18 protein-coding genes and 1 tRNA gene are annotated in these 17,456 nt (G+C 44.3%); 3 read left to right on the top strand and 16 right to left on the bottom strand.

Annotated elements, in window-relative coordinates; all coding sequences use genetic code 11:
* Positions 1-2: 2 nt before the first annotated feature.
* The 7 genes from M3661_RS02405 to rpsF all read right to left on the bottom strand — a co-directional run bounded on the left by M3661_RS02405 (position 3) and on the right by rpsF (position 5,698).
* Positions 3-956, bottom strand: coding sequence for a YybS family protein (locus tag M3661_RS02405; protein WP_227775004.1), 954 nt, complete (start codon positions 954-956; stop codon positions 3-5).
* Between the two features lie 101 nt (positions 957-1,057).
* The gene (locus M3661_RS02410) at positions 1,058-1,480 is read right to left on the bottom strand and encodes a CBS domain-containing protein (RefSeq protein ID WP_021257535.1); all 423 of its coding nucleotides are present in this window, start codon (positions 1,478-1,480) and stop codon (positions 1,058-1,060) included.
* A gap of 138 nt (positions 1,481-1,618) precedes the next feature.
* Entirely contained in the window at positions 1,619-2,602 is a 984-nt protein-coding gene (locus M3661_RS02415; protein ID WP_065291084.1) for an LCP family protein, read from the bottom strand.
* A gap of 849 nt (positions 2,603-3,451) precedes the next feature.
* Positions 3,452-3,943, bottom strand: a complete 492-nt coding sequence (locus tag M3661_RS02420) for a hypothetical protein (protein ID WP_065291085.1) — start codon at positions 3,941-3,943, stop codon at positions 3,452-3,454.
* A 622-nt stretch (positions 3,944-4,565) separates the two neighbouring features.
* Entirely contained in the window at positions 4,566-4,841 is a 276-nt protein-coding gene (rpsR, locus tag M3661_RS02425; RefSeq protein ID WP_021257538.1) for a 30S ribosomal protein S18, read from the bottom strand.
* Positions 4,842-4,861: 20 nt separating this feature from the next.
* A complete protein-coding gene (gene ssb, locus M3661_RS02430) occupies positions 4,862-5,359 on the bottom strand; it encodes a single-stranded DNA-binding protein (protein ID WP_021257539.1) in 498 nt (165 codons plus the stop codon).
* Positions 5,360-5,410: 51 nt separating this feature from the next.
* Positions 5,411-5,698 (bottom strand): 30S ribosomal protein S6, encoded by a 288-nt coding sequence (gene rpsF, locus M3661_RS02435; RefSeq protein ID WP_021257540.1) that lies wholly within the window; start codon positions 5,696-5,698, stop codon positions 5,411-5,413.
* 235 nt (positions 5,699-5,933) lie between these two features.
* On the opposite strand from rpsF, the gene M3661_RS02440 reads away from it, so the two are divergent.
* Complete coding sequence (locus M3661_RS02440) at positions 5,934-6,128, top strand: YjzC family protein (protein ID WP_021257541.1); 195 nt, start codon at positions 5,934-5,936, stop codon at positions 6,126-6,128.
* A 772-nt stretch (positions 6,129-6,900) separates the two neighbouring features.
* On the opposite strand, the gene M3661_RS02445 is transcribed toward M3661_RS02440, so the two are convergent.
* The 3 genes from M3661_RS02445 to M3661_RS02455 all read right to left on the bottom strand — a co-directional run bounded on the left by M3661_RS02445 (position 6,901) and on the right by M3661_RS02455 (position 8,195).
* Positions 6,901-6,991, bottom strand: a tRNA-Ser gene (locus tag M3661_RS02445).
* Positions 6,992-7,053: 62 nt separating this feature from the next.
* The gene (locus M3661_RS02450; protein ID WP_005545435.1) at positions 7,054-7,260 is read right to left on the bottom strand and encodes a DUF951 domain-containing protein; all 207 of its coding nucleotides are present in this window, start codon (positions 7,258-7,260) and stop codon (positions 7,054-7,056) included.
* On the bottom strand, positions 7,260-8,195 hold the full coding sequence (locus M3661_RS02455) for a mechanosensitive ion channel family protein (RefSeq protein ID WP_065293396.1): 936 nt from the start codon (positions 8,193-8,195) through the stop codon (positions 7,260-7,262). Before M3661_RS02455 ends, M3661_RS02450 begins: the two co-directional genes overlap by 1 nt.
* Before the next feature lie 146 nt (positions 8,196-8,341).
* Between M3661_RS02455 and yyaC the strand changes: the two genes are divergently transcribed.
* A complete protein-coding gene (gene yyaC, locus M3661_RS02460) occupies positions 8,342-8,926 on the top strand; it encodes a spore protease YyaC (RefSeq protein WP_065293397.1) in 585 nt (194 codons plus the stop codon).
* A gap of 9 nt (positions 8,927-8,935) precedes the next feature.
* On the opposite strand, the gene M3661_RS02465 is transcribed toward yyaC, so the two are convergent.
* From M3661_RS02465 to M3661_RS02490, 6 genes are all read right to left on the bottom strand, one after another.
* The gene (locus tag M3661_RS02465) at positions 8,936-9,436 is read right to left on the bottom strand and encodes a DUF4446 family protein (protein WP_021258404.1); all 501 of its coding nucleotides are present in this window, start codon (positions 9,434-9,436) and stop codon (positions 8,936-8,938) included.
* 562 nt (positions 9,437-9,998) lie between these two features.
* Positions 9,999-10,853, bottom strand: coding sequence for a ParB/RepB/Spo0J family partition protein (locus tag M3661_RS02470; protein WP_021258405.1), 855 nt, complete (start codon positions 10,851-10,853; stop codon positions 9,999-10,001).
* Positions 10,846-11,607, bottom strand: coding sequence for a ParA family protein (locus M3661_RS02475; RefSeq protein ID WP_005545445.1), 762 nt, complete (start codon positions 11,605-11,607; stop codon positions 10,846-10,848). The genes M3661_RS02470 and M3661_RS02475 overlap by 8 nt, the downstream gene beginning before the upstream one ends.
* 398 nt (positions 11,608-12,005) lie before the next feature.
* On the bottom strand, positions 12,006-12,821 hold the full coding sequence (noc, locus tag M3661_RS02480; protein WP_021257546.1) for a nucleoid occlusion protein: 816 nt from the start codon (positions 12,819-12,821) through the stop codon (positions 12,006-12,008).
* 544 nt (positions 12,822-13,365) lie between these two features.
* Positions 13,366-15,711, bottom strand: coding sequence for a S8 family serine peptidase (locus M3661_RS02485; RefSeq protein ID WP_251482040.1), 2,346 nt, complete (start codon positions 15,709-15,711; stop codon positions 13,366-13,368).
* Between the two features lie 154 nt (positions 15,712-15,865).
* Complete coding sequence (locus M3661_RS02490) at positions 15,866-16,810, bottom strand: helix-turn-helix transcriptional regulator (RefSeq protein WP_251482042.1); 945 nt, start codon at positions 16,808-16,810, stop codon at positions 15,866-15,868.
* Between the two features lie 123 nt (positions 16,811-16,933).
* Here M3661_RS02490 and M3661_RS02495 point away from each other — a divergent pair, with 123 nt between their 5' ends.
* Positions 16,934-17,386, top strand: a complete 453-nt coding sequence (locus tag M3661_RS02495) for a VOC family protein (RefSeq protein WP_251482044.1) — start codon at positions 16,934-16,936, stop codon at positions 17,384-17,386.
* Positions 17,387-17,456 lie beyond the last annotated feature (70 nt).

The raw sequence follows: 17,456 nt of genomic DNA on the forward strand, positions 1-17,456 counted from the left end.
CCCTATACTTTTGGTTTGGATAGGTACTTCCGCATCGGAAGGACGAGATCCACCAATCCTACAATTCGAAGTAGTGAATAGAGCAGCGGAATGAACAATGCAGCTACTGTAATGACGATCGGCAGCACCTTGCCCCATTTCTTCATGTGCGCAAAGAAGAAGAGAAAGGCAATCCCCTGCACTACGAATGCCAACTGCAAGAGCGGCGCCAAGTTCAATACAATCATCGTTAAGAAGCTGTCCGTTGACTTCGGGCCAACAAGGTCAAGAATCACAACGATGAAATAGTACACGACAAGAGACTTCGGAAGCATCCATTGGTGTACAGGTTTCATCTTCTGCACATCATGTCCTTGCGCGGTTAATAGACGGCGGCTGATAGCGTACGTAATCGTACCCATATACAGCGCACTCACAATCATCATAAATGGAACCATCTTGCTCATGAGAAGCGCAAATTGCTGTTTCATTTCTGCTGTCACTTGCGTCGGGAATAGTGCAGACTGCTCAACACCGACCATCCCGTAGTTCAGCATCTCAATCACAAATTCATACACATTGAAGTCTAGTACCCACTTCGCCACGACGAAGAGGACAAGGGACTCAACGAGAAATGTTACAGTTCCAGCAACGAACACGTTGAGTGCAGGCTTCCTGCTTTTAAACATGTGGCCAATGACAATGCCCGGAATAATAAAGTACAAGGCGGTTACAGCAACAATCATGCCTGCCTTCCCCATTAACAAGTAGACGACGGCAAGCACGGCAGCAGTGATGAGAGCGAATCTCTGCTTTGATTGCGTTGCATACAGCATCACAAATGGAACCGCCATAAAACTCATCGTCAACACCTGTATCGGCTGCAATATGGATAATAACAATACGAGCGCTACAATCGCCCATAATAAAGACGATGACCAGCGGTTTTTCAATACGTTCACCTCTTGCGCATTCAATCTTTTTCCCCCGGAAAGAAACCCAGAGACCGCTTATTCCGCGGGTATATCCCTATATCTTCCATATTTCTGAAAAGGGCGTCATTTTCATTATACCATAATTACTTCACATCCATAGCTTTGGTGACGAACTGCTCGCAATATTCGATAATTTGACTACGCCTCACGATGCCAATAAAACGGTTCATATCATCAACCACTGGGACAAAGTTCTGCACCTTGGCCAAATTAATAAGATCCTCCATATTGGAGTCAATTCGTACTGATTTATTATGCATATTCAGCGAAACTTCTTTCAGCAAGGATTTTGAAGCGTTCTCAAACGTAATCGCGCCATTGGAATTTTTCATGTGCCATAACAGGTCTCCTTCGGTAACAGTCCCTACATATTCCCCTTCATCATTCAAAATCGGAACAGCCGTGTACCGATGATATTCCATTCGTTCGAGTGTTTGTCTCAATGTTGTATTCAATGTAAGACTAACAACCTCATGTTTCGGTGTTAAGAAAAAAGCAATGTTCATCCGTTAGGTCTCCTCCTCAAACGACTCCAGCGACGAGATGATCGCTGTAACTCCCTAACAATAAATTAACACATTTAGGCATACAAAAACAAAAAGCCAGTCGTAAAAAATACGACTGACTTTCCGGTTTTTATTCCATTAATCTTCTTTCACTTGGCGTGGTTCCATTAGATTTTCTTTGCTCGTCTTCGGATCCAGCCAGTTGTCTAGCAGAGTCTTAATATAATCCAGATCCTCATCCTTCACCATGTAGTACCAGCCGTTGCCAATCATCTTGCCGTCACCATGCAGCATATAGCTGCTAATGCTTGGCATTCCGTCATTCATGAATATTGTCTTGGCCAAATCAATCATATACTTCGGTCGCATATCCGTTGTAAAATTCTCACCCATAATTTCAATAAGCTCTGGAATGCGTCCGATTTTGTCCATTTCAATGGTACGCTGCATAACCGCGTTCAAGAATATGCGGTGACGCATCGTACGGTTCATATCCGAATCCTCACGGTAACGTACGAAGTACAATGCTTCTTGACCATCATAGATCGGCTTGTTCGGCTCTATGCGGAACTTCTCATGATCGGGATCCTTGTTGACGATCGCCTTCGTAATTGGGAGTTTAACGCCATCTAATGCATTGACGACATCCTTCAATCCCTCGAAGTTAATTGTCGCATAATGGTCAACTTTATGCTTGAGCAGATTATCTACCGACTCCATGCTCATCTTCGCACCGCCATAGGCATAAGCGTGATTGAGCTTCGTTTCAAATCCCTTGCCGATGATTTCCGTATACGTATCACGTGGAATCGACAGCAGCAATACTTTGTTATCTTGTGGTCGAACTACAGAATATATAATCGTATCAGAACGTCCAATTTCCTTGCCTCGCTGGTCAACCCCCAGCAGTAGTACCGAGAATGGCTCCGTCACTTTGCGAATAATTTCTTCTTTGCCTTCAATTGGCTTATATGACTTATCAAACGACTCTTCAACATGTCCGGATAAGAACATATCGAAGGCCAGAACCGCTAGCTGCTTTCGGAATATAAATCCGCTAAGACCAACAATCGCGATGATTGCCAGGGCGATTCCCCATTTTTTATATTTATTTTTTTTCATTCGTAATCCTCTTCTTCCTTTATGTGATGCAATCATATCCAAAATCCATTTACTAACCGATAGTTCTTATTTCATACATATAAGAAGCATTTTTGTTGCCTTCCATACTGTTTCAGTATAGCTCTTAGGCATTTTCCGCATTGACCAGATGAAAAACATTATGCTGCGCATGGCTATCTGCGTCAATCTGATTTCCCTTACGCATATGGTGTTTCAATTTTCCTCATGTGTGTAAGCTTCGGTTCGCTCTAATTCGAAATTGGCAGCACATCACACCTGCTTCACTTCTCAAAGATACCTGCCCCGGTGCGAACGGCACGAATTTCCTATACTAGCAGTACCTATTCCCCTAGAAAGATTCGCATGGTGATTTTTCAAAAAAGACCAGCCATGCTAGCTGCTCATCGTTTTACTTCTCATTTATTCGAATCGTAATAATTGCGGCTTTTGATCATGCGATCGTGCACTTACTCTATTCGTTGAACATGAGCTTCACACCGCTTAGTACCTGCCTAGAACAGTATGTGACGATGAATGTAAAAGACATGCTCACATTCAACACTGAACAGCTTCACAACCCATATTGGAATATCCACGTTCCCTTATGGTTAAGCTGTATCAGATATAGGATGAGCATGCTCGGTCGATTTTATCTGTTTGTAACGACCGGTAATCAGAACCCTCTTTGACATATTTCTTTGATGATTATGCATGAAACAATATTTTTATTTTACATGCAAACGATCAAAAAGGAAAATACAGATTTCATGATCCGGATCACTATTTTGACAGAAGTACCAAAAAACCGCCCATTTTTGGGCGGTTTTCACACAGGATATGGAATAATGATCATCCGAACCAGCTCTTTACCCATCGTACAACATCTAACGTTAATGGAATGAGTCCAAACCCATGATTGCCTATAGCGACGACACCATACGCATATTGACCGATAGCGACGACTCCTAATGCCACGTTGCTAATTACAACAACACCGATGGATAAGACACTACTCACGGCCACAGCGCCAATGGACAGCCAATCACTAACCGCAATCGCCCCTACCGAAAATAAATCACTGAATGCAATGGCACCCACTGCTGCCAGCAGTCCTAAGGATATGGCACCAAATGCAAACAGACCAACACTTATCATTCCTCCAGCGATGAGACCAATTGCGATATCCCCAATCGCGATAAGGCCAATTGCGACCTTACTGTGTCGGCCTACTCGGCTAGCGCCACTGCTCCGGATGCTAATGATCGGAAGCTGTGGGGATGGCCATTGATAGTCGATTTCTTGTCCCTGCCAACGTTTACTGAATCGTTCGTGCCATCTCATGATCTAAACCTCCGTACCGAATCCATTTTCATCCTTCTCCTGCTATCCATTGTATCACTGCAGCCATATGAAGGAATCCGCCTCGAGACGGAACCCCCCATCCAACTGCAGCAGCATTTATTCATTTGCGAACCACAGATTGAATGGGATACAGGCATGGTAAATTAGAAGAAAGGATGGGTTACTGTATTAGCCGGTACAAGTAAAGAAATGATATGTTCTATACTTGTACATGATGAATCCTATGCAACAGGAGGAGGTAGCATGAACAAATGGTTGAAGATATCGTTGTATTTTCTTAGGGGAATCGTGCTATTGGCAGATGCGGGGAAAGTAAGAGTTAACAGGCTCGATTGTAGCCCCTGCTTCCCTTCAATCCGTAGAGGAGCTTCATCCCTCTCTAGGCCATGTCAACCGCACGGGTATCATTCCACTGTATTGGAAAGCCATGTGGCAGAAGGAATTATTCCAGTTATGATTACATATTTGATCAGAAATCCATAAGATCAGCAATTCAAAAATCGAACACGATGTGAGATAACGAAAACGCCCTCTGTCGATAAATTAAAAAAGACAATAAAAAAGACAGCTGATATCATATCAGCTGTCTTCTGCACCATCATTACTCCGTAGTGTACGGAAGCAATGCTACTTGGCGAGCGCGTTTTACAGCGATCGTCAAAGCACGTTGGTACTTCGCGCTTGTACCTGTTACACGGCGTGGCAAGATTTTGCCGCGCTCGCTGATGAATTTCTTCAACAGGTCGATGTCTTTATAATCAATGTGAGTGATTTTGTTCACTGTGAAGAAGCACACTTTACGGCGCTTGTTACGACCTCTACGGCCACCGAATTTACGGCCTTCGCGTTCGCCGCCTTCATTTTGCTTAAAGCTCATTCATGTCAGTCCTTTCCGTTCTAGAATGGCAAATCATCATCGGAAATGTCGATAGGTCTACCGTCATCAGAGAAAGGATCTGCTGCTGCTTGTCCGCGAGAATTGGAATTCCCACCACGTGCTGGAGCATTGTTGTATTGCGGTGCTGGTGCACCGTAATTGCCGCCGCCCATATCATCACGTGTTCCCCCGTTATCACGGTTCGATTCCAAGAAACGCACATTATCAGCAATAATTTCAGTCACGTATACACGTTTACCTTCGTTATTGTCATAGTTGCGCACTTGAATGCGTCCTTCTACTGCTGTAAGCCGACCCTTGCGCAAATAATTTGCACATGTCTCAGCTAGCTGCCGCCAAGTAACGACTGGAATAAAGTCCGCTTCACGCTCCCCACCCTGACTCGAGAACGGTCGATCAACCGCTAACGTGAACTGCGTTACTGCCACTCCAGATGAAGTGTAGCGCAATTCTGGGTCCCGTGTAAGACGTCCTATCAATATCACGCGATTCAACATGCTATCCCCTCCTTCGACGTATCCTTTACGAACTTACGATAGTTTTGGCTATTAAGCCACGTCGCTAACGACAAGATGACGGATGATTTCGTCAGAAATCTTAAGTTGACGATCCAACTCCGCTACTACTGCAGGTTCTGCAGTAAAGTTCACGAGAACGTACACGCCATCGCGGAACTTCTTGATTTCGTAAGCAAGACGACGCTTACCCATCACATCGTGCTTCGTAATTTCTCCACCGCCGTTAGAGATAACGCCTTGGAATTTGTCGACTGTTGTTTGAACAGCTTCTTGCTCTACGTCAGGACGAATGATGTACATCAATTCGTATTTGCGCATTTCACGTTCACCTCCTTATGGACTTCAGGCCTCTGATCTTGTCAGAAGCAAGGAGCGAGAAAACTCGCACTAAACTAGTGTACCAAAATGAAGGATGACATGCAAGTGCATCTTCGTGTCCGCATACAAGCACTTTTCTCCATTCATTAAGGGATACCCCTGCGCACACACTACATAGGCAAGCGATCTCGTTACGCTTCTGCATCTATACAACATGCTCTCAGGAGGTTACACAATGGGCGAGAAAACAGAATTCGAACCGGGAGACAAAGCACCCAATGATGCCATTTATATGGAAGTCGGTGAAAGAAGCTTCCATACCGAAATTCAAGATCCAAAACAAATTAAGTTGAAGAAGGGTGATACATTCCCTGAAACAACGAACAAAGACCGAAAGTGGAAGAAAAAGCGCCATGCTTTGACGCACTGATCCAAGTCGTTTCACTTTTTTTATTATCCGTGTATAGAAACGTGATAATGAGCCATATTAACAACTGACGGTGCGAAGCGAGGTGTGGTTCCGTTGAACAATGGAGCGAAGAAGCCTAGTGGAGACATTTAACTTTACGACATAAGAGAAGCGAGGGGTTGTGCTAAAGACCATTTGTCTGCAACACACTTATCGTAATATGGATACCGTAAAGGTTCCATGTGATGTAGGAAGCCTAAGCCATCTGAACATTGTGAAGATAGAAGTCGAATAAGCACCGTCAACCAGGAAGGGATTTCGCGCATGCGAGATCCCTTCTCTCATTTGCTGCACCCTTTTTATTTTTTTCTCGGATGTATGTATAATTCCGCAATAACGATCCATAATAACAACTGACGGTGCGAAGCGAGGTGGGTTCCGTTGAACAATGGAGCAAAGAAGCCTAGTGGAGACATTTAACTTTACGAAATAAGGGAAGCGAGGGGTTGTGCTGTAGAGCATTTATCTGTAACACACTTATCGTAATGGAATTTTTATATGGTTCCATATGATGAAGAAAACCTAAGCCATCTGAATTGTGAAGATAGAAGTCGAATAAGCACCGTCAACCAGGAAGGGATTTCGCGCATGCGAAGTCCCTTCTCTTATTTATTTCAGCATTTGTTACAACAACACATACATCGTCATCAACAGCTCCAGAGGCAGCAAAAACTTGCCTATAATATGCAAAAAACTCCGAAGCCTAAGCTCCGGAGTTATCATATCCAATAAGTGGCGGAAAGGGTGGGATTCGAACCCACGCACGCCTTGCGACGCCTAGCTGATTTCGAGTCAGCCCCCTTGGACCTCTTGGGTACCTTTCCATAGCAAGAGTTATCTTACCATAGTCCACACTATATTGCAACATATTTTTTACAAAATTATCTTACTCGGAATCAGGTTGAGCAGAACGAAGCACCTTCTTCATGCTCTTCTCGAACTTCGCGCGCGGGACGAGCACACTATGCTTGCATCCAACGCACTTAATGCGGATATCCATGCCCATTCGAATGATCTCCATCTCATTTGTACCACAAGGATGAGGCTTTTTCATTTGAACGATATCACCCAGTGCGAAGACTTTACGTTCCATTACATATTCCCTCCTTGTTCTGCTCGTTGATACGTAACGAGGCGCGGGTATGGAATCTCAATTCCCTCTCGCTCTAGAGCCCGCTTCATATCTGCATTAATCATACGAACAACACCTGCTTGGGTAAATGGACGGCATTCGGCAATAACCCGAATCGTCACTTCTGAAGGCCCAAGCGTTTGAACGCCCAAAACTTGCGGCGTCTTGACTACATTCTCATTGTGCTCTGGCAATACTTCAAGCGCTTTATTCATGACTTGAATAGCCTTCTCTACATTCTCCTCATAAGCAATTGATACATCCACAACAGCAATCGAGTTGTTTAGTGAATAGTTGGTTACCTCGGTAATGCTACCGTTTGGAATGACGTGAACCTCTCCAGTCCAGCTATGGATCCGAGTCGACCGCAAACCAATCATCTCTACCGTACCTTGGAAGGATCCAACCTTAATGACATCGCCTACCGCGAAATGATCCTCCAATATTATGAAAAATCCGGTCATAACATCCTTCACCAAGCTTTGAGCACCAAAACCAATGGCCAAGCCGACGACCCCTGCCCCCGCTAACAGCGGTGCCAAATTCACATTGAACTCCGATAAAACTACAAGGATCATAATAAAATTCATTGCAAGCGAGGTCATATTTTTAAGCAGCTTGCCTACCGTAACAAGCCGCCTCGGTTGTCCGTTCAGGCGGGATTTCTCCTGCTTGGCAATCGTATGATTAATCATTCGATGAACAATGCGAATCACGATTCTGGTTACTAATATAATCAGGACAATTTTAATGGTTTTTACTAAGAGCATTTCCCAAGTTGCCATATCGGTTACCCAATTCCATATCCCTTGCTGCCATTTCTCGAATACCGACAGCGTCTGTTCAATATTGTCGGTTACTTCTTCTGGCTTATCTGCCGCTGCGGCCCATAACATCTTCATTCCCCCTCTATTACTATCTAGCGTTATCAATGTTAGGACACTTTATTATAAAATAGGAACTTATTCTCGTCGAAGTATAAAAGTTTTCTTGCTTCCATATACTAGATAGTACCTTTAGTAGAAAACGGAGGCTGCTTGTGATGACATTTTCTTTGTTCAAACGCCCGTCAACCCATGAATGCCATCCATGTAAAGTGGTTTATGATGCACCTAACGCACTATCTTCCCTAATTCATTCCTGCCAACACCATTTGCAAATGCGAGCTACTCACCAGTCGACAACGGTTATCTGCATTGGAACCGATCGTTCAACGGGCGACTGTCTCGGCCCTCTCGTCGGGACACGGCTGTCGAAGTCCACTTCCCGTCACTTTCAAGTTCTCGGGACACTACAGCAGCCTGTTCATGCCATGAATTTGCAAGAGACGATAGATTCACTGCAAGCGAGCGATCCTCATACCTTCATTATTGCAGTTGACGCTTGTCTTGGCCAGAGCAGCAGTGTGGGTTCGGTTCAAGTCGTTGAAGGGCCGGTCCGTCCTGGGGCTGGGGTAAATAAACAATTGCCCCCGATCGGAGATATGCACATTACAGGCATTGTCAACGTCGGAGGCTTCATGGAATATTTCGTATTGCAAAATACTAGGCTTCATTTGGTCATGGGTATGGCCGAGGTGATCGCGGATACAATCGAACAGTCACTCACTTCCTTAGCCCATCGATAAGTACACGAATTAGGAGCCCTTCTTTGCCTCTGCAAGCTCCATTGCTTGCTTCTCTTCCGGGGACAAGGAATAGGAAGACTGTCCATTCTCTATGGGCTTCGCATATACATAAGAGTGATCCCGTCCGTGGATGCCTGTAATGACAACCCCATCCTGCTCCTCGTTTAACCATGCAATCGAGAAGCTTAAATCACTCCCGCGCTCTGCAAATGCATTGTAACGCTGTATGCCGACGTGGGATTTCATCTTTTTCAGAGCTTTTTTCGTTTGCTCCATGTCAGCATGATGCTGTTCCGTCTTCCCTTGCAGATGTGCAATATCCTCATGCATGCTGGACAATACAACATCCAAATTTTCAATACCACTTTCCCCCATAATCGCCTCATATTTGCGGCGAAGCTTACGGAGCTGTGACCCTTGGAGAAGAACAATAATAAGTAACAACAATAACAATATGCCGATGCCAGCGGCAATGAGCGGCAACCAATCATTCTGCAATTCATTCATCATAAGTCTTTGTTCTCTCCTGCCTATAACGTGTCCCGTACCTCAAATGCACGGACTTCCTCATCCTTGCGTTTCCCCATTAGTTCGCTTGGTGTCTATCAATATTTATTATCTATAATGGGCAGCTATGATGCGAGCTGGCCGAATGATGAGTCATATTTTCTGTATGTATTTCGTCCATTCTTAGTATAAATTTTTTCATCGGACTCATACAATACTTTTTCCCCACCATTCAACTTGAAAAATCTGCGTTTTTCTACCCTATATCAACTTCCAAAGGCTGCGATGAAGCTGAACCTGTTTATGGTCATTGATGATATTCGGAAATATGCCCTTTTAACGGATCTCTACATTTAGTTATAACACGATCTAACCGAATGAAGAGACAACAAAGTTGTAACCTTTTGCTTCAATATTTTGTAAATAACGAGCTGTTTATCGTTGCCTTGTCCTTCTGGCTGTTTGTTCTGTCCCAACACAAAACTGGCATGCTTAGTGTAATCCCCTCTTGCTTCGGATAACAACCAAGAATGCCAGTTCATGTACAAGAATCCCAACTAAGGCTTTATTGAGCCGACAACGATTGAAGCAATTCTAATAATCGCTCCAGATCCTGCTTGTTAAAGTACGATATCTCAATTTTCCCTTTATCTTTGCTCTGTTTAATTTTAACTGTCGTACGGAATCGTTCACGCAAACTTTCTTCCAATTCATCTAAGTAAGGATCTTTGCGGACAAGCTTCGTTTTATCAATTGACTTCCCTTTTTTGTTCATCTGCTGGATTGCTTCCTCCAACTGACGAACGCTCCACCCTTGTTCGATGGAAGCTTTAGCCAACTGTTTCACCTTTGCCTCGTCCTTTACCCCTACAATGGCACGCGCATGTCCCATTGATAGTGTTCCACGTGAAACACATTCCTTTACTTCTTCTGGGAGCTGCAACAGACGCAGAAAGTTAGCGATATGTGAGCGCGACTTACCTACTTTAACAGATAGTTCTTCTTGCGTTAACGTGAACTGATCCATTAAAGCTTGATAAGCAACGGCCAATTCAATGGCGTTTAAATTTTCACGTTGTAAATTTTCAATCAGGGCAATTTCCATGACTTGTTGATCGGAGAAGTTGCGAACAACTGCTGGAATATGCTGCAAACCAAGCTGCTGAGAGGCTCGGTAGCGGCGTTCTCCAGCAATAATCTCATATCCCTTTAAAACACTCCGCACAATAATGGGCTGAATGACACCATGCTGCTTAATTGATTCTGCAAGCTCCTGAATAGACTGCTCATCAAAATGTTTTCGCGGCTGATATGGATTGGGACGCAGCTGTTGTAGAGATACCTCTACTACCTTATCGTCATCATTGACGGATAGTGACGGAATGAGCGCGTCTAATCCACGTCCTAATCGCTTACTCATACGAAATCACTTCCTTCGCAAGTTCCAAATATACTTCCGCACCCTTAGATTTTGGATCGTAGGTCATGATCGACTGACCATGTGACGGTGCCTCACTAAGGCGTATGTTACGGGGAATAATCGTTGTATACACCTTCTGTTGAAAATACTTCTTAACTTCATCAATGACTTGTATACCCAAGTTCGTACGTGCATCAAGCATCGTAAGAAGAACACCCTCAATTTGCAGAGAGGTATTCAAATGCTTCTGAACAAGTCTGACCGTATTCAACAATTGGCTGAGTCCCTCTAACGCATAGTACTCACATTGAATCGGTATAATGACCGAATGGGATGCTGTTAAGGAATTGATCGTCAATATCCCAAGTGAAGGTGGGCAATCAATTAATATGTAATCGTACAAATGTGCTACAAGCTGAAGCGATTTCTTCAATCGTACTTCACGTGATATCGTCGGAACCAATTCAATCTCAGCACCCGCCAATTGTATCGTTGCCGGAATAATGTGCAGACCTTCGACCATAGTCGGAATCGTTGCGTCCTTCGGATGAACATCATTAATAATCACGTCATAAATGCAATTCGTTACATCTGCTTTGTTAATCCCGATACCACTCGTGGTGTTGCCTTGTGGATCAATATCGACAAGCAGCACCCGCTTCCCTAATAACGCCAAACCTGCACCCAAATTTACCGTCGTCGTTGTCTTGCCGACGCCGCCCTTCTGGTTGGTAATGGCAATAACCTTAGCCATTCCTCTTCACCTCAATGTTGTTTCTTTTGCGTTTCTAGCTGTAACGATAACCGCTAACGACCACAAAAACAGAAAAGAGCGGCCTCTTGCCTGCCGCTGCACATATTTGAGCACTACGCATGACAACAATATCGCCGTACGATAGGAAACATACAACGATTAGGCTGGTATCAACCGATAATTAGGTGAATCTGATATATAGGTTACTAAAAAGGTCAGGATGTAAGTGCAAATGTATATGCGGAGCAGCTAGCTTTACGTCCCCTCTGCCAGTAGGATTTTTACTTTCATCAATCCCCTAGCTATAGCCATAAATCCCTCTTCTAATTGAATAAGGCTACTGCACCCTTGTAAGAAATATCTATCGACCTCTTTAAACAACACACGTTTATACTAATCTACCTTTTCGGTATTTTGATGACAATCTCATAATGATCATCATGATCATGTTCATCCGTTTTAATTTTTAAGCCTGATCCAGTCACAAGATCGATTGACTGTCGAATCGTATTCAGCGCAAGACGTACATCCTTTGTATATGAGATACGCTTCGATTTCTTCGCCTTGTGAACCTCTTTATAAAACGCGACTCGTGCCTCTGTCTGCTTAACATTCAATTCTTTTGCGATAATCTCCTCAAGCAGTTTGAGCTGCAAATTCTCTGAATCGAGACCAAGCAATGCTCTTGCATGTCGCTCTGTAATCTTGCGTTCCATTAAGGCCTGCTTCACTACATCCGGTAGATTCAGCAAGCGAATTTTATTGGCTATTGTAGACTGGCTCTTGCCAAGCCGTTGCGCCAAACTTTCTTGCGTCAAATTGTGCAAATCAATGAGCTTCTGATAAGCATATGCTTCTTCGATCGCTGTAAGCCCTTCACGCTGCAAATTCTCGATTAAGGCAATGGATGCCGCCTGAGCGTCATTAATTTCTCTTACGATGCCCGGGATCGTATCCAAGCCCAACTTCTTGACAGCACGCCAACGGCGCTCTCCGGCAATGATTTCAAATTGCCCGTTTCGCTGGCGGACAACGATCGGCTGAATAACGCCGTGCGTTTTGATCGTCTGACACAGTTCATCAATACGCTCATCATCGAATATAGTTCGAGGCTGATAGGGACTGCTGACAATCTCATTCACCGGAAGCTGTTTCACTTCATCCAGCGATTGACGCTCCGCAAAACCGAATAACCGAGACAGTTGTTCTTTCATTTCCGTATAATACCACCTAACTTCAAAATAATGCCAGGCACATGAAGAAGCGGCAGTGCTCTGCTCCATTCTTGATCTTCTGCCCTACGTCGCTCAAGGAGGCAATTGGGCTGCGATTCCCGCTACTCCTCGCAATTTTCCATTCCCTTTACGTCCTTCGCGACAATGATAGAGTAGGACATCTGACTTGAACCATTTCTTTCCTTCGACAAAATTATACGCTCTGCCTTTATGTATTCTCCAAGCTTGTGCCTTTTTCCTGCCTTTTCTTGTACACGATAAAGAAAAACTTCGAATGATATCTTTTGCCGTCGTTACACTTCTATTCTAATCACTTTCTTGATAACACCTTATCTATCATGAACATGTTTCACGTGAAACATTTCGCCACATTCTATCAGGTTAGCTTCTTTATCCTATCATAAATAATTGCAAAAGATTAGGTTGCCTCCTTAACATTCTATGAACTCTTACCACCTCTATAAATATGAAAATTATTCCATGTAAATAGAATAAAGCGGAGGATGCCCCCCGCTCCAAGCTGCTATATGTTTACTTGTGTTTTTTGAATTTGTACGTTGCCAGCGGCATCTTCCATCCGGACAAATATATTGTGCTTGCCCTTTTTAAGCCCTGACCCTACAAGAGACACGTAGAACATCCTCTTGTCTTCATTGAATCTCACACTCTTCCAATCTCCTGTGTTCGAAGTACTCCACTTCACATCAATCAGGGCCGGCTGCTTATTTCCCGAGGCAATACGAAACATAGGCCGTACCGCATAATCAAGGGTTAGCATCATGTCTTGAACCGTCCCTTGCACAACTCCACGTTCCGCCTTTGCCTTCATAAAGGTTGCCCTAGGGGCTTCACGATCGATATAGATAATTTGATCGTCCTTCATCTCCGAACGTCCATCCGCGAACGCTTTACTCTTCAAGTTATACAACCCATCTGGCAGTTCACGACCCGTCACATCTGTACCATTCCATTCGTACGCATGCAATCCATTGGTAGGATTCGGCTTATTGAATAATAAATATTCAACTTCAGCCTTCTTCCCTATGTCAATACGACTCGCTGTAATAATCATCCGATCGGCGTCGCCTGGCAAATAATAATGGAATCGGATTGACTTATGTTTGTCCCCGTTCGGCGTGAGCAGTTGATCGTCTGCAAACCATCCCGTCAGCAGCGGATAATGACCGGAACCATGTATCAATTGGAAAGGGATTCGTAGCAATTCTGTTCCGTTCGTAAGCTGGAGGCTCCCAGTAAGGATTCCCGTCTCCTTAAGAGTGGTTAGATCCCATACAACAGGAACACGGACTGTCTCGCCAGGCTGCAACGTAATGGAAGCAGGATAGGAGATGTCCCATTTCCTTGCTTCGGATGACAATGTAACCTGATAGGTTATTTCCTGCGCGGTGCGATTCGTCACTTGGAACGTCTGCTCCTTCTTTGTACCGCAAGACTCTGATCCAACTACTCCATACGTTAACGCCGTGGGCTGTAGGAAGGTATGTGCATCCAGTGCTTTATCTATATTTACGAGTCCTGATCCCTGTGCGTGATACGGATATTCCGATCCATTGTTATCCGTAAGCTTATCCGCTGAAGTCATCAGCGCCGACTTCACCATTGCAGGCGTCCACTCCGGATGTGCCTCTAGAATGATCGCGGCTGCGGCCGACACATAAGGGACGGCCATGCTCGATCCGCTCATATTCCCATAACCCTGCTCATATAGATCACGCGGCATCGAGCTGCGTACATCAATCCCCGGAGCTACAAGATCCGGCTTCATAAGCCAAGTGCCTACAGCGGGACCGCGAGAACTCATCGCTGACATTCGGCTTCTCTGCTCTTCTCCCCACTGCCAGACTGCCGACTTGCCTTGCTTCAACATCGTCGCTCCTTGTGGAGAAATCGTAGCCGCGGGAATAAGTCGATGATCTTGCTCATTATGAATATTAATCCCCGGTTCCCACTCTACCTTCCCATCTTGATAGAACAGAATACCGCTAGCCTTCGCTCGGCATGCCGCTTCATAATAAGATGTTACCGAGGAACTGGGAGTCCTCACTACGATCCATTTCCCTTGGTGCTGCTTCTGTGTAATTACTCTAGGACTGTCCCCACTAACGAAGACAACATCAGCGGAACCCTGCTTCGGAAAAGCAGGTGTATTTCTATCTGAAATTAGGCGTATGCTGCGATCGTTCTTCGAGAGCGTTGGTTCATAAGTAGGTAAGGTAGCTGCCCCAACGGTGATGACATCCTCCACCAGTCCTGGCGCTGTAATACTCCATAGCTTCTCCCCTGCGTTGCCGCTGGAGTTGACCACAACCACCCCTTTGCTTGCTGCATCCGCAATTGCCCGGGACAGTGGTTCATCTGGAGCATCGATATCTGAATGCAGAGACAAATTAATGACTCTCGCTCCATCTTCAATTGCACGCTGCATTGCCTCTACAATCGTAGACGTGAATTCATGACCTTCAGGGGCGACCGCACGGTAAATGAGCAGCGAGGCGCCAGGCGCTTGCTGTGCCACGATACCAGCAACATGCGTACCATGTCCTTTCTCATCTTGTGGATACTCATCGCCTTCCACAAAGTCATGTGCCTTCACGATTCGATCCTTCAATAAGGGATGCTCCATATCTGCACCAGAATCGATGACGGCGACTTTAATCCCTTTTCCTGTGTATGGATCATCTGTCTTCGCTGCTGTATGAGATGGATCGAGTTTTGGCTCACCTACAGGCAGTAGCAGCGCTTGAGCAGAAGCCGTCCCCACTCCAAGAGGAGCAGCCAATACCCCAGCAGCAACAATCAAAGCAAATGAGGCCTTCCATATCGGTTTGTACCAGCAATCTATGTTCATTCTATATTTCCTTCTCTCTAAGCCATTCATGATGTCTCTTAAATCGTAACATAGGATAGAGAGGGAAAGATTTACGCCACTGTAATCTAGCTGTCCCAATTTTTCTCAGTTCAGTCCTGCTTTCTCCGCTGATAGATTCATAACCTTCTCCTACTCAAGTAATTGAGGTTCGATAATGCTGTAAGAGCTGCTCTACCTTCGATTGAATCATTGTTCGTAATGATTCAGGCTTTACTGCTACCACATGACTGCCATACCTCATGAAATATTCGGCGATAAATGATTCTTCTCCTGGATTGTAGAATCCTGTAATGACGGTTTGTTCACCGATATCTAGTTTCATAGAAGGATAAGATTCTTTGTAGAAGATGTCCTTGGCCTGTTCTTCAATTTCTACCTCAAATCGAATATGGTGCACCGACTGGTATAGTTCTAAAGAGCGGCTAACTAGTTCATCAAGTGAAAATGGGGATTCTTCTGCTTCCACCTGCATGGAGGTAACTTTATCGCATCGGAACACTCGTTGTTGATTTGTATTTACCTCTATCCCTGTTGCGTACCATTGACCGAACTTAGCAGAAATTTTGAAAAATTGAACCCGATATCTCTTGCTGCCCTTATTCCGTGTATATTGAATGGTGCAGATGTTTTCATGAAGAATGCTCTTCAAGATTTGTTCCAAATAGAGACTTACATGATGATGCTGATTGCTTTCCAATTGCAGAACCTTTTTCATGCTACGAATCTTCTTGATTTGTTCTTGCGAAAGGCACTTTTCAAACTTCTCTTGCAGCTGATTGACATGCATATGAAATGGAGTAGATTGATAAGATTGCAGCGTCAGCATGGCGAAATACAGAGCGTAAACTTCATCAAGCGTAAAGATAATCGGCGATAGCAATCGATTCTGCAAAATACCATATCGCCCATGACGTCCATATTCCGAATAGATAGGCATGCCTAATTGTTCTAATGAGCGAATATCACGCAAAGCTGTACTTTTTGAAATCTGGTACTTATCCATGAGGTCTTGTAAATTAAAGAACTCTCGACTATTTAAGTATCTGAGCATGTCTTGTAATCGTTCTAATTTATTCATGCGAATCTCCTTATTAAAGGTGTCATGATTTGATACCTTTAGCAATTATGATAAAACCAAGGCCAAATATCAAATGCTAAAAGATATCTGCCAACCATGATGATCCACAAGGAGACTGATACGATGAGCGCAACACTGGAAGTCGCTATTTTCCTGTCCATGAACGGACAAGCACGGGAAGCCATTCATTTTTACAAACAACATTTGAACGCGAAGGAATTGCTGGTTGTGACCTATCAAGACATGGCGAAGCGTGACAGCTCCATAACGCTTACGGAGGACAACAAGAGTCACATTACTCACTCTGTCTTATCGATTGGCAGAACGAAAATAATGATTGCAGAAGAAACAATGAACCCTGGGGAAGCCTATACTGTTGGCAATAATACGTCACTGTGCATTCAGAGCGCTGATTTAGAGGAAGTGGAACGATTTTATGCCAGCTTGATTACGGATAAACGGGTACGCATTATTGTCCCGTTATCGAGCAATATATTCAGCAAAGCCTACGGTATAATCGAAGATCCGTTCGGTATTCACATCCAATTGATGTTTGATTCCAGATTACAATCATAGCCGAATATTAGTACCATTCACATCGACTAACACAAAAAAGAGGCCGAACGTTTTCGGCCTCTTTTACTTA

The organism is Paenibacillus sp. MER 180, from assembly GCF_023713665.1.
In the GTDB taxonomy this organism is placed as follows: Bacteria; Bacillota; Bacilli; order Paenibacillales; family Paenibacillaceae; genus Paenibacillus_B; species Paenibacillus_B suaedae.